The following is a 12836-nucleotide window of genomic DNA, read 5'->3' as shown; positions in this document are numbered from 1 at the left end:
GTTGAAAATAGCACACCAACTTATGCTGTCTTAAATCATCTGGGGACGCCCGTAGCGCACCAAAGCGCGAGTGGGGCTGTGGTTCAGACGGAAGTTCAAACACCGTTCGATGAAATATATTCGTCCACGAACAATAGCGGCGGCTATGTGGCCCGGAACAAATATGATGATTACGGGGACCCGTCCTCCACCAACACAACGCGCTTTCAGTATACGGGCCAAATCTATCTGAAGACGGCGGGCCTCTATCACTACAAGGCGCGAGCCTATCACCCTGGCATCGGCCGGTTTCTGCAGACGGACCCCATCGGCTATGGCGATGGGCTGAACATGTACGCCTATGTCGGCGGAGATCCGGTAAATGGCAGGGACCCGAGTGGGTTGTATCAGTGTACTGGTAGCGAGCGTGTCGTATGCGCGCCGCCGACACCTTGTGGAATGAATTGTAATATACCTTCGATGTGGCCGGATCGGCCGTTCCAGCCGTTCGTACCTCCGGATACTCGATTTGAGTTCGACCTCCGGCGTACGACTGGTTTTCAAATGAGTAATGGAGTTACCGGACCCGAGGAGAAAGAGGGGCCAAAGTGTAGTCCGGCTGGTGTGGCTGTGGCTAACTGGCTTATTTCGGCTTCAGACATCTTGGGCGAATTCGCTTCGATCGCGGGCGGCGTGGGTACGGCTGCATTGCCTTTCTCCAGTACTCCGCAAGGAGTTGCGACTTCATCGACAGGCTTTGCTGTTTCTGGTGCAGCGGGTGTCGGAAGTGCTGGCGCAGCGAATGCTGGACGGCTATTTCATTGGTTAGGTGGCTTGCCATACAATACTCGAAACACAATGTCTGAATTGCCCGAGTATGCGATGTTAATTAGCGGAAGAGCTGGGATGGGGGCTGGGACGGAGATGAAACGGGGGTTCGAGGTTGCTCGCAATGCGAATACCGAGATCGTTTGTCGATTGGGCGATCAAGTTAAGGTTCCTGAAAACAAGCGTAGTTGCGAAGAGGTGTGGGGGAGCGATGGATGAAAAAAATGCGACAAGTTTTGGGTTATGTTGGATTTGGGATCTTCATGGTTGTATCAGTTTATTACATGGTCGAGATGATTAGAATAAATAAATGGGATGATATTCATTATTATAGTAATGTCAGGCTGAAAGTTCATGCGTCTTTGGTAATGGCAGTAATATGTGCAGTCATTGGAGATCCAAAGCGAATGATTTCAAACATTAAAACCGTTTTTGGTGTAAAGGGGCGGAAGAAGTAGTATTTAGAACAGGGTGGATTTTAGTCTCGGTGATAAAAATCACGTCGAAGTATCGGCCGAGTTTTCTCGTATTGGTTGTTGTGCTTTTTTCCTGCGTCCCGCCATCCGAGGTGGATCCCTTCTACAACGGCAAAGGCACTGTTGCTACGGCAGATATCGAGAGCTTTGTGCACGATTTGGAGATGTTCGCCGAGGGCGAAGGGTATCGAATTTCGTATACTGACTACGGCCGATCCGATAGGCGATCGATCGGCTTGGTCAATCGAAAATTGCAAATTGCAATTTTGATATTCGACGACTACGGAGAGTTGAACTCTAGGCTGGTCATCTCTGCTAGTAGGCCTATCGGCTCTAAGAACGACGCGGACAGAGCGCGGGTCATGATGATTGCTGAGATGGAAGAGTACATTAGGATACAACCCTATGTAGTCCAATATGATGGGAATTATTCTGTGTCGGTCGTTAATGGGAGCAAATAGATCGATTGCGGTATTAATATTTTCGGCGGGCTTTTCAATAAGGGCATTGTTTCGTAGCAGTGATTATAATGCGCTGGGCGCGGTGTCAAAGACATATACCGCCAACAGCCTGAATCAGCTGTTGAAACGGGCGGTACACAGATGACCACGGATGGCGGGACGGCCTAACCTATGACGTCTGCAATCCGCTGAAGACCGCCAACAATAATGGCGCGGGGACCTATACTTACGACCCTGAGGGGCGTTTATATCGGGAGCAGGGGGCATCGACTGCCCAAACATGCCATCTCGTTGAGGTAGCCCTGCAGCGGCATGGTTGTTAAGATCGCTGTTAAGGCAGGTGCTTTTTCCGTGCACAGCACTGTGTGGAAAATATAGCAATTTCAATGCTGTGCGGCAATTGTGCTGCATCGGTGCTTAGCGTCCCTCTCTCTCCGCCATTCCTTGAAATCATTGATATTATTGCAATTTTTAAGATTTCGCGTTAAGATTTGCTGTTAAGAACAGGTGGCATTACAGTGCGCCTGTGGCCAAGCTTCCTGTTCATGTCGTCCGGCGCAAGGGGTCCCCGAGTCTGTATTGGATGCGGGATATACCTCCGCATGCGCAGTTCCTGTTTCGGACCCCCAAAGGTTACCGCAAGCAGATCTGGCGGTCATTGAGGACGGCTGACCCCAAAGTCGCTGCCATCAGGGCGGCAGAGCATAACGCGTGGTATGAAGGCATACTGAGTAAAATCGGGCAAGGTCATGTCGCATTGCCATCGATTGAGGCCGTGAGGTCTTCAACGCTGGTAGTCGACCTTGTAGGCGATGACATCAAAAAGGTCGTAGACGGACAGCTTGAGGAGTTGACGGAAGAAGACTGGCGTCTGTATCGCTTGGGTGATTTTCAACACGCATATTCCGGCAATGAGATTGTACGCGGACTGGCAGAGAATGATGCAGCTCTCATCTTCAAGTCCTCTGCGGTCAGGACAGCGCTCGAGTCGAGAAAGTTTCTGGTCGGTGACTATGATCAGGATGTGAAGACACTCAATGGCATCATCAAAAATTGTCGCCGCATTATTCATCATTGTCGCGATGCTGATGATCCAGCCAAGAAGATTGAATATTTGCAGGCGGAGCTTGATCTGGAAATCGCTCACCAGACGCTGACCACAATGCAGGGACGTCGTGAAGCCCTCTTTCGGGAATATGCCGATGACGAGGTGGAGCGGGTTTTGGATAAGATCATCGCGACACGAACCAAGGTAACGATCGGCGAGAAATTTCAGGAATATCTGAATGATCAGCTGGCCAATCGCAGCAGTCGGCACCAGACCACTTCCCACGCCCGTATTGGCAGCTTTGTTGAGTTTATCGGCCCAAAGAGTGGCCTTGAGAATATTACGAAGAATGACGTCACTCGATATCGATCAGACGTTCTCGACCGTTTGCCAAAACGTCCACCCAATATGGCGCTGACTAACAAGCAAAAAATCGCTTCAGTTAGTCAGGATGGTCGTGAGCTGTTATCGGCCAAAACCAAGAACCTCTATCTTCACGCAATCAGCGCCTTCTTTGCGTGGTGCGTGAAGATGGATTACGTCCTTAAAAACCCCGTGCCCGCCCTTAGATACGCCGTAGACAAGCCAAAGGGGAAGCGCCGCAGAAGCTATACTGGGGTAGAGCTGAACGCCCTGTTTGGCGTTCAATGGCGTTCTTTTCAGCGCAGCGAGCCTCATAAATTCTGGATCCCGCTTATTGCGCTCTACCATGGCTGCCGGTTGCGGGAGATTTGCCAGCTGCGCGGGGCGGATGTCTTTCGTGAGGATCGCCTTCTGGGTCTGCGCATAACAGAGGATGACGACCTTGGCACCAGTGTGAAGAACGCTGCCAGCGACAGGCGAATTCCCGTCCATGCAAAACTGCTCGAGCTAGGCTTTGCTGATTATTGCAAGGGCGTACGCCCAGACGTGAAGCTCTTCCCCAAACTGACAGAGCGTGAAGATGGTGCACCTGCCTTCAGCAAATGGTTCCGTCGGTATAAAGAGCAGTGCAGTGTCGAAGATGCCGATGTCGACTTCCACAGCTTTCGTCATACCTTTCGTGAGGCCTGTCGCGAAGCTGATGTCGCCTATGATGTGGTCACCCGCATTGGCGGCTGGAAGCTTGGCCAGTCACCAGAAGCCGCCTACGGCACAGCACGGTTCACTAGACTGGCCGAAGAGCTGAATAAGATTGGGTATGATTTGGGTGTTTGAGAGGGGGGTCGGCTGATATCCAAAAGCGGACCTCGGTTCGTCTCGCGATACGGACTTTGTTAACCAAACATCTCTCAAGGTCGCCTTTTGGGGAATTTGAGGGTTGTGAGCGTCCAAAAGGTCCAGAAATTTCTTAACGAGCTCGACCGTCTTAAGAAGGTATCTGGCTCCTTAAATGAACAAACGATCCGTCCGGCCTTCCGCGACCTTCTGCGCGACTGGTGCCGGAGCGCGGACCTGCACCTCCTCGAAGAGGCGCCCTTCGAGACCAAGAAGGGTGCCAAGGTCTATCCCGACGGCACCATCGTGCATGACCTGCGCGTACCGCACGGCTACTGGGAGGCGAAGGACACCAAGGACGACCTCGACGCAGAGATCGCGGCGAAGCTGCGCAAAGGCTACCCCGACACCAACATCGTTTACGAGAATGCTGCAGTTGCCGTCCTTCGTCAGAACGGTACTGAGGTGATGCGGTCAGATATGACCGACCCCGAAAAGCTGTCCGAACTCCTCAGCCTGTTCTTCCGGTGGGAACGTCCGGAAATCCGAGACTGGCGCCAGGCGGTGCGGCAGTTCCATGCCGATCTGCCCGCCGTGGTCCAAGCCCTGCGAGAGAGGATCGCCGATGCCTACGAGGGTAACGAGGACTTTCGAGACAAGGCGTCAGAGTTCTTGCATCACGCCAAGGCCACCATCAACCCGACGATCGGCGAGGCCGACGTGCGGGAGATGCTGATCCAGCACGTCCTGACCGAGGAGATCTTCAACCACGTCTTCAATGATAGCGACTTCCATCGCGAGAATAACGTCGCGAAGACCCTCTACGAGTTGGAAAGGCTGTTTTTCCGAGGCAACGTAAAGCGCGACACTCTACGCGCGCTTGAACCCTACTACGCCGCCATCCGCGCCGCCGCCGCGTCGATCACGAGCCACGCGGAGAAGCAGAAGTTCCTCAAGGTCATCTATGAGGGCTTTTACAAGACTTACAACCCGAAAGCGGCGGACCGACTGGGCGTCGTCTATACGCATAACGAGATCGTCCGCTTCATGATTGACGGCGCCGACTGGCTCTGCCGCGAACACTTTGGTCGGGGTCTCATCGACGAGGACGTCCACATCCTTGATCCGTGCACGGGGACCGGCACTTATGTGTGCGAGCTTCTCGAATACTTCCGCGGCGACCGCGAAAAGATGCAGCGGAAGTACCAGCGAGAGATCCACGCCAACGAGGTTGCGATCCTCCCATACTACGTTGCGAACCTGAATATTGAGGCTACCTACGCCGAAATCACAGGCCAGTACGCGGAGTATGCGAACCTGTGCTTCGTCGACACGTTGGACAATGTTGCGGCGTTGGGTTTGCGCAAAGGGCATCAGCATGACATGTTCGCTGCCGTCTCGGACGAGAACATCAAGCGGGTGCGGGAGCAGAACCAGAAGACGATCAGCGTCGTAATCGGAAATCCGCCTTACAATGCGAACCAGCAGAACGAGAACGAGAACAACAAAAATCGGACTTACGGGCGAATTGACCAGACGATCAAGGACACCTACGTCAAGCAATCCACGGCGCAGAAGACCAAAGTCTACGACATGTACTCGCGCTTCTTCCGCTGGGCGACGGACCGGCTGGGCGACGGACCGGCTGGGCGACGATGGCGTAATCGCCTTCGTGACGAACCGCAGCTTCATCGATAGCCGAACCTTTGACGGATTCCGCCGCGCAGTGGCCGGCACATTCGACGAAATCGTGGTCGTGGACCTTGGCGGCGACGTGCGGGCAAACCCGCGTTTGTCAGGGACGAAGCACAATGTCTTCGGCATCCAAACCGGCGTGGCAATCAGCTTCATGGTCAAGCGGGCGCGGAAGAACCGCAAGGCCAAACCGCCCGCCCGCATCCGCTACGCCCGCCGCCCCGAGGAGGAGACAGCGGAAGAGAAGCTCGCCTTTCTCGCCGCGACGCCTGCCGACCGGATGCGCTATAGCACAATCACACCCTCCAAAAACGGTTACTGGATCAACCAAGTTATAAACGAATGGGACAGTCTTCTTCCCCTCGGCAGCAAAAATACTAAGAGAAAGTCCAATAGGAATCGGTATGACGCGATCTTCAAAACTTTCTCGCTTGGAATAGCAAGCAACAGAGATGATTGGGCATATTCGCGCAGCGTCGCAGACGCGCGCTTAAAGAGCCAGTATTTCGCTGACAACTATAATGCTGGATCCTTCTCCGAAGGAAATGACTATGCGCATATAAAGTGGTCTAGCGAATTGATCGAACGTTTCAATTCAGGAGAGACGTTCGACAACCCTCAGGCGCTCATTGCATCGATCAATTTTAGGCCGTTTGTCCAGAAGGTTGTGAACTATGACGATATCATCGTCCATCGGCACTACGCCCTGCGAGATGTCTTCCCCGTCCCCAACCAAACGGGAAATAGAGCAATTTGTACCTACGGTGTAAGTTCCAATCACCCTCTTTCAACACTCGCCAGCAATAGGCCAGTCGACTTAGGCTATCTCAAACAAGGTAATGGTGGTACCTTTGCGTTCGCCCGCTACCGCTACAATGACGAAGGCGACCGGATTGACAACATTACCGACTGGGCGCTGCGGAAGTTCCGCGAACGCTACGGCAAGGTCGCTACCAAGGACGGCATCTTCGCCTACTGCTACGCTGTGCTGCACGATCCGGACTATCGCGAGACCTACGCGATCAACCTCAAGCGAGAGCTCCCGCGTGTGCCGTTCTACGCGGACTTCGCGAGGTGGCGCGACTGGGGCCAGACGCTGCTGGACCTCCATGTCGGCTATGAGGAAGTCGCGCCCTACCCGCTGGAGCGCATCGACGCGCCCAACCCGAACCGGGCCGAGGGGACGAGCCCGCGCGTGATCCTGAACAGCGACCGGGACACGGGCACGATCACACTCGACGCGGACACACAGCTGACGGGCGTGCCGGATGCGGCCTGGGACTACATGCTCGGCAACCGGACTGCGATTGACTGGGTGCTCGATCAGCATAAAGAGAAAAAGATTCGCGACGAGACCGTGCGGCGGCTGTTCGACACTTACCGGTTCGCTAACCACAAAGAAGGCGTGATTGAGCTCCTTCGGCGAGTGACTTCGGTGAGCGTGCGAACAGTAGCAATCATCAAGGAAATGGACACGGTCGGCAAACGTTGACGACCACTCCTGATGTCCGCCCCTGCGCCACAGCGCCTTTTAGGCTTGCTTGGAAGCCATCAAGCCGTGGCGCAAATGTAAAAATGCCAATATTCCGGCCCACGAAAAATCGCCAACAGTCGTTCACTGGAAAGGCGGGTTTTTTCACAACCCCTCCAAGACAAAGGCCTCATCGGCTGAAGGGTACCTCACAGCGCTTGAGAGCGCGCCAGAGCGTTGTTCGGTCCACGCGCAGCACGTTGGCCATGGAGCTGACTGTCTGTTGTCCTGTGCCGATCATAACGCTTGCGTGGGCGACCTGTGCGCCAGTTAGTTTCGGTCGGCGTCCGACGTGAACGCCGCGCGCCTTTGCGGCCTGCTGTCCTGCTCGGGTCCGGTCGCTGATGAGGTCCCGTTCAAATTCCGCCATTGAGCCGAAGATGTGGAAGACCAGCCGGCCACCTGCAGAGGATGTGTCGATGGCTTCGGATAGGGACTTAAATTCGGCTCACTTGTCGTTGATCAGCTGTACCACTTCAATCAGGTGGCGCAGAGATCTTCCCAGACGGTCAAGTCGCCATGTCACGAGTTGGTCGCCGGACTGAATGTCGTGAAGGGCTGCTGCTAACCCTTCACGATCTCGCATTGCACCTGAAACGCCTTCGTCGCGATAGATTTTCTGGCATCCTGCCCGATGGAGGGCGTCCAGCTGGAGGTCAAGACTTTGGTCGAGGGTAGAAACGCGGGCATATCCAATATATCGCATACGGACTATATGCTACAGGCTTCTGCAACGGACAAGGCCATGATTTCGCTCAGGTGCCAAGCCGTTGCAGAAGGGAGTGCTTTTGCAGCGATATTAGGCGGCTGTTGCTCCTGTATGGGGGCCCACTGGACGCGCTGGTGGCGCGTACAGGCTTGCTGTGAGGCAATTGTCAACAATGCGCCTGCAATCACCGTTCGCTTGTTCAATCATCGTGAGGATGTCGTCGACGGAATACGAGATGTTCTCGCGCTGTAGGATATGCTGTGCGCGTGGCAGCCATGCATCCGGAGGTGCTGCTACAAGCTTACTGGTCTTGCAGCGTGACAGTATGGCTTCGTTGACGTCGCTGATGTTATTCGTCGTGAAAATGAACATCGCTGACCCTCTGGCCCTGTCCATCACCCCCTTCAGGGCCTTTTGAGCTTGGAGTGTCATGCCATCAAATTCTTCGATGACGATGTAGTGGCGACCGAGAGATGGACTTAGCCTCGTTATCGGTGCTATCCGGTTACGGATAACTTCAATACCACTATCCATGGAGCCGTTGACCTCGGTTCGGTATGTGTTCGTCTGATTTTCCAAGGCATCAGGGATAAGTTTGGCGAGTGTGGACTTGCCAACGCCTGGTCTGCCGTGGAAAAGCAGATTGGGCGGAGTGCGGCTCGCTACGATGCCGTTGATCAACGTCTTGAGATTCTGGTCTTGCCAGACAAATTCACTGAGTGACTTGGGTTCGTAAAAAAGTGCATGGCTCATGCTGACACCTCGTCGCTTAGGCTTGAGGGTGCACCATCCGTTCTGACTCCTCTAGCACCAATTGACGCGAGATTCGCATTTTCCAATAAGTTCTTTCGCGTCGCATCGCTCTTGCATGTGAAGAGGGCGTCGATGTCGAAGTTCGCGCTGTCAACTGCTCGCAGCTTTGCTTTTTCGGGTCTGTACGGATCGAACGTGTCCTTTTTTCCATAACCCATGTAGGTGAAGCCGACGCGTCCTCCCGCTTTTATGTGCCCATACATCACAATGATATCGCCATCATTGCTGCCTTCAGGGGTGAACTCAGCCTCAAAAATTTCATCTGTGTCGATAATATTGAGCAGCGCTTTCCGCCTATCGGCAGCCGACTTCTTGGACTTATTGGAACGCCCTTTGTTTTCCCGGCTGTTGCCGCCATCCTCGTTGTCTCGGCCTTCGTCGTTCTGTGAGGCGCTGTCTGTGCTGCGAATGATCGCTTGAAGGCCGCCGCTCTCTTGTAGCCAATTCTTGACCTGATCGTTTGTCAGAGCGCTCCCCTCGGCCGAAAGGTTGAAGTACTGTTCTGCAGCTCTTAGGGCCTTTGCCATGTCAGAAGACCGGCGGCCTTTTTCATCGTTGTGACGTGTGATCAGTCTAGCGATCTTTTTGGGTAGGTCGGCCGGTTGGTTGACCTTGATGTCGTGCTCTTTCAACAGATCGTCAAGGCTATCTTGAAAATTTAAGTTTTCTTGTATTTCAGCCATGGCGTTGAGAGTGCTAGCGTAGAAGGCACTTAATGTATCAACATATTTGCCCTCCGCTTTGACGGCGTTCGTATCAAGAGTCTGCAGCTCCATGATCCGGTCTCTTAAAGTATTTTCGCCCTGTTTTAATTGATTTTCGCCATCTGTCATGGCAATCTCCTTTTTTGTTCTCGGCTTTCTGCCGTAGAAGGCAAATGGGTTCAGGGTTAAATTATGTCAACGACGGATATAAAGAAAAATCAAACCGAATTGACAAAAAACGTTAAATTATTGTTAGACCAATATGACAAGCAGATTGCCGAGGTCACGGAGGTGCTGGCGGCATTGAAGCATGCCCGTCATCAGCTGGCCGCGGCGCTCAGTGTGCCTGAGCCGCGCCGTGAAACGGTTGATGATGGCGTCCCTTCGACTTTGACCGATCGTATTGTTTGGGTCTTGAAGCAAACGGAGGCTGGGCTGTCGTCTAACGACTTGTATGAGCGTCTGCTGGAGCTGGTAGACGGGTGGTTCCCCATAAGTTCGATGCGCACGATCCTGTGGCAGAAGAAAAAGAAAGGAGAGGTGCGGCAGGTCAACAAGAGGTGGCAAGTCGTAGATAAGGGCGCATGAAGAGCGCCAATTTCGTATAACCCCGTAATACGGGGCTTTGCCAAATGAGCGATATCAGTGGGGGCGTTTGTGCCGCCCGGAACGCGACGCCCGTTGCTACCTAGGTAATTGCGTAAGCAAGCATACGAATGTACACGGAGGAATAGACCGCTTAAGCACAATGTGTGAGGGCGTGGGGTGTGCATGGTACCAGTTGTGCTGCTGGATCGGGAATCGGAAGAGCGAGAAGTCCTCGCCCTGATGCTGCGAAGGGCATCTCTCGATACTCGGCTCTATGAAAGAGCGAAGGACTATCTGTCAGCTGAGCTACTTTCAGAGCCACATATTGCAGTCTTGGCCGCAGACCTTGACGACCATCCAGGCACAGATCTCATTCATCATGCTGCCCACTATACGGGCGCCGTAGCCGTTATCGCCGTCACGTCACGCCCTGACATCCGTCATATAGTCGATCTTATGAACGCAGGCGCCAATGATGTCTGTTCGCGTCCAGTGCCATCCGAAAATATACTCCGCTGGTTAAGCGGTCAGCTGGTGCCTGGTGCAGAGCCAATCGATCAACAAAAAGATCTCTATCGCCATCTGACCCGCCGGGAAGTCGAAGTCATCAAAGCGCTTCTTGATGGCTCCCGAAATCAGGACATCGCAGATCGATTGGGGATCAGTGTGCGAACGGTAGAAGCGCATCGTTCCCGTATTTACGACAAATTGGGTGTGAATTCACACGTAGAACTCATCAAGAAGATGAATGGGGTGGCTGAATGAGTGGCACGGGAAAAAAGAAGATGGGATGCCTGCCGGTCATATTGATCGGCACCGTGTCGCTGTTCGGCGTGCTTCTGGTGATAAGTGCGATTGACGAGAGCCGCCTCTCTGCACTGAAGGAAGCTTCGGTAGACGACTATCTTGCCAAACTCAAGTCCCGTGGTGACGACAGGTATTGGGAAGAACTTCAGCTCATCTATCCTGAGAAATATGACATCGAATGGGCCGAAGAGCTGGAGCGCAGGAAGGCAGAAGAGCTTGCGCTAGCGCAAGAGCGGGACCGCCGTAACAAGGAATTGGCATGGGAGGGGGAACTTTATAGTTCGGACGTGCCCGACGGAATCTATTGCTCTGAAGTGTTCAACGGAAAAAGGGGTCTGGAGCCGTATCATTCAGCATATGTCGCAGCTACCGAGTATATCGAAGATGGGCTCAACGTATACGGATCGGGTAATTTTCCTGTGTCAGACTTTGTCGTTGGGTACATTAATCCGTGTGAGTATCGAATCTATAGCTGGTATGAGGGTAAGAACTATTTTGGCGTGACGCTTCGTAGCTACTACGTCGCATGGATTCGATTATCGGATGATGGTCGATCTCGTTATTTTGTGGAGTTCTTCAAGGAGGATGTCCGTTCACCTCTCTTGCGCAATTGAGCTTCACTCTTCATCGTCTCAAGATTAACCTTACTAATCATCTGCCAATGGATCATAGATAGTCTTCTGCGTGAACCAGCACGCCTGAGATTAGCGAAGGACAGTGGCTCCGTGTGGGCTTTCGCCGCCGTCAGCCTGTTCGTCCCGGTTTTGACATCCGCCAGAAATCCTGCAGGAAGACAATCTGATCGCAGTGATCGGCCTTCCAGCGTTCCTTGCTGATATAATTGCAGCCGCTGAGGCTGGTCTCACGCGCGTCGGCAACTTTGACATCGCCGCTTGCAACAAAGTGCTTCCACTTGTGCTCCAATAGCCAGCTGGCCTTGCTGTAGAAGTCTTCTGGGGTGCAGTCCGCCGGTGCGGGCGGCAATACGATACCGCCATGCCAATGAGCGTTGCTGTCAATCTTCTCTGCAAAGAATATTCCCCGTAGGCGTTGTTCTGATGGCTTCTTGTAAAAATGCTTTCCCAACAGGTCCCGCTCAACACCCTTCACATATTGGCGCAGCGTTGCCTTCATGATGTGAAGAGGCATTGCGCCTCGGTTGAAGGTGGCTGTCATGTACAGGGTAAAGCCGATAGACTGCAGGAAGGCGGGATAAGACTGGTATAACAGCTTTTCCAGCTGTTCCCTATTTCTGCGGATTTCCAGTTCGATGGGCGTAAAATTAGTCATGGTTCAACCTCACGGGCTTGGGCACATTCCTATTTATGCAATCAGCACCGGCGGCTTCTGGAATTCAGTCGACTACGGATCAAAAAGGCACAACAATGCTGCATGCCGTACAAAAGGAGTTGCCCATGTCCGTTATCGAAAAGCTGAAAATTGTTGCCGCTGAGCCAGCGTCAATGATGACCGCCGAAGAGCGTCGTCGCGCTACGCTTTTGACGCGTCTTGAGGAGCAGCTTGCGGCCGCCCGTCATGAGGTCGAAACAGGTAGTCCCTATCAGAAGCTTGAGCGTGTAGCGCTCGCCGATGAGGAGACAGGTGCGATCAGGGAGGTCACGCGCAAAAAGCGTTTCTCATCATGGTGGTGGATAGGCGCTGACGGTAATATGTTCCTTGCCCTGAGATATGGTGGCCAGCCCTTATCGTTGAAGGCTGGCAAATCTGCCATCGAGGTCCGCGATCTTAGCGAGGTCGTGTCTGTTCTGGAGCAGTTGAAGCAAGCGGCTTTGGCTGGAGAGCTGGACAAGCTATTAGCTGAAGCAGCCAAGGCCCGCAGCGTGCGGGGTGGGGCGAAAAATCAAAAGTCTTCAGTATAAAGAAAAATATCGATGCAGACAGCGAGGACGAAAAAAACCGAAGCTCCGCTTGGAGGAGCTTCGTCCTAACCGAATTGATCAAAACATATAATATAAATCTAGTCCGGTAAGGCATTTAAT

Annotated in this window: 11 protein-coding genes and 1 pseudogene; 8 read left to right on the top strand and 4 right to left on the bottom strand. The window is 53.3% G+C overall.

Going from position 1 to position 12836, the window contains the following annotated elements:
• Nucleotides 1-78: 78 nt before the first annotated feature.
• From RUI03_RS14780 to RUI03_RS12845, 4 genes are all read left to right on the top strand, one after another.
• Nucleotides 79-1026: an RHS repeat-associated core domain-containing protein gene (locus RUI03_RS14780; RefSeq protein ID WP_410795878.1), complete on the top strand. Its 948-nt coding sequence runs from the start codon at nt 79-81 to the stop codon at nt 1024-1026.
• Nucleotides 1027-2327: 1301 nt separating this feature from the next.
• Entirely contained in the window at nt 2328-3989 is a 1662-nt protein-coding gene (locus RUI03_RS12855; protein WP_410795877.1) for a site-specific integrase, read from the top strand.
• Nucleotides 3990-4094: 105 nt separating this feature from the next.
• Nucleotides 4095-5687, top strand: coding sequence for an N-6 DNA methylase (locus RUI03_RS12850; RefSeq protein ID WP_317287869.1), 1593 nt, complete (start codon nt 4095-4097; stop codon nt 5685-5687).
• Complete coding sequence (locus RUI03_RS12845; protein ID WP_317287868.1) at nt 5662-7176, top strand: type ISP restriction/modification enzyme; 1515 nt, start codon at nt 5662-5664, stop codon at nt 7174-7176. The genes RUI03_RS12850 and RUI03_RS12845 overlap by 26 nt, the downstream gene beginning before the upstream one ends.
• Nucleotides 7177-7345: 169 nt before the next feature.
• Here RUI03_RS12845 and RUI03_RS12840 read toward each other — a convergent pair.
• From RUI03_RS12840 to RUI03_RS12830, 3 genes and pseudogenes are all read right to left on the bottom strand, one after another.
• Nucleotides 7346-7921, bottom strand: a pseudogene (locus RUI03_RS12840) (recombinase family protein).
• Between the two features lie 93 nt (nt 7922-8014).
• A complete protein-coding gene (locus RUI03_RS12835; RefSeq protein WP_317287867.1) occupies nt 8015-8677 on the bottom strand; it encodes an AAA family ATPase in 663 nt (220 codons plus the stop codon).
• Nucleotides 8674-9570 carry a hypothetical protein gene (locus tag RUI03_RS12830; RefSeq protein ID WP_317287866.1) on the bottom strand — a complete coding sequence of 299 codons (897 nt, stop codon included), beginning with the start codon at nt 9568-9570 and terminating at the stop codon, nt 8674-8676. Before RUI03_RS12830 ends, RUI03_RS12835 begins: the two co-directional genes overlap by 4 nt.
• Nucleotides 9571-9633: 63 nt before the next feature.
• On the opposite strand from RUI03_RS12830, the gene RUI03_RS12825 reads away from it, so the two are divergent.
• From RUI03_RS12825 to RUI03_RS12815, 3 genes are all read left to right on the top strand, one after another.
• On the top strand, nt 9634-10029 hold the full coding sequence (locus RUI03_RS12825) for a hypothetical protein (protein ID WP_317287865.1): 396 nt from the start codon (nt 9634-9636) through the stop codon (nt 10027-10029).
• Nucleotides 10030-10212: 183 nt separating this feature from the next.
• On the top strand, nt 10213-10794 hold the full coding sequence (locus RUI03_RS12820) for a response regulator transcription factor (RefSeq protein WP_317287864.1): 582 nt from the start codon (nt 10213-10215) through the stop codon (nt 10792-10794).
• Complete coding sequence (locus RUI03_RS12815) at nt 10791-11450, top strand: hypothetical protein (protein WP_317287863.1); 660 nt, start codon at nt 10791-10793, stop codon at nt 11448-11450. Before RUI03_RS12820 ends, RUI03_RS12815 begins: the two co-directional genes overlap by 4 nt.
• A 130-nt stretch (nt 11451-11580) precedes the next feature.
• Here the strand turns inward: RUI03_RS12815 and RUI03_RS12810 are convergent, their stop codons facing one another.
• Nucleotides 11581-12126, bottom strand: coding sequence for a hypothetical protein (locus RUI03_RS12810; RefSeq protein WP_317287862.1), 546 nt, complete (start codon nt 12124-12126; stop codon nt 11581-11583).
• A 35-nt stretch (nt 12127-12161) separates the two neighbouring features.
• Here RUI03_RS12810 and RUI03_RS12805 point away from each other — a divergent pair, with 35 nt between their 5' ends.
• A complete protein-coding gene (locus RUI03_RS12805; protein WP_317287861.1) occupies nt 12162-12716 on the top strand; it encodes a DUF6641 family protein in 555 nt (184 codons plus the stop codon).
• Nucleotides 12717-12836: the final 120 nt, after the last annotated feature.

It is taken from the genome of Parvularcula sp. LCG005 (assembly GCF_032930845.1).
Classification (GTDB): domain Bacteria; phylum Pseudomonadota; class Alphaproteobacteria; order Caulobacterales; family Parvularculaceae; genus Parvularcula.
This window is presented reverse-complemented; position numbering and strand designations above follow the sequence as displayed.

What these genes read in the sequence shown, in the direction of transcription:
- RUI03_RS12855 (WP_410795877.1), top strand. Translation starts at nt 2,328, where the DNA reads ATGCGGGATATACCTCCGCATGCGCAGTTCCTGTTTCGGACCCCCAAA.
- RUI03_RS12810 (WP_317287862.1), bottom strand. Translation starts at nt 12,126, where the DNA reads ATGACTAATTTTACGCCCATCGAACTGGAAATCCGCAGAAATAGGGAA.
- RUI03_RS12835 (WP_317287867.1), bottom strand. Translation starts at nt 8,677, where the DNA reads ATGAGCCATGCACTTTTTTACGAACCCAAGTCACTCAGTGAATTTGTC.
- RUI03_RS12805 (WP_317287861.1), top strand. Translation starts at nt 12,162, where the DNA reads ATGCAATCAGCACCGGCGGCTTCTGGAATTCAGTCGACTACGGATCAA.
- RUI03_RS12815 (WP_317287863.1), top strand. Translation starts at nt 10,791, where the DNA reads ATGAGTGGCACGGGAAAAAAGAAGATGGGATGCCTGCCGGTCATATTG.
- RUI03_RS12820 (WP_317287864.1), top strand. Translation starts at nt 10,213, where the DNA reads ATGGTACCAGTTGTGCTGCTGGATCGGGAATCGGAAGAGCGAGAAGTC.
- RUI03_RS12825 (WP_317287865.1), top strand. Translation starts at nt 9,634, where the DNA reads ATGTCAACGACGGATATAAAGAAAAATCAAACCGAATTGACAAAAAAC.
- RUI03_RS12830 (WP_317287866.1), bottom strand. Translation starts at nt 9,570, where the DNA reads ATGACAGATGGCGAAAATCAATTAAAACAGGGCGAAAATACTTTAAGA.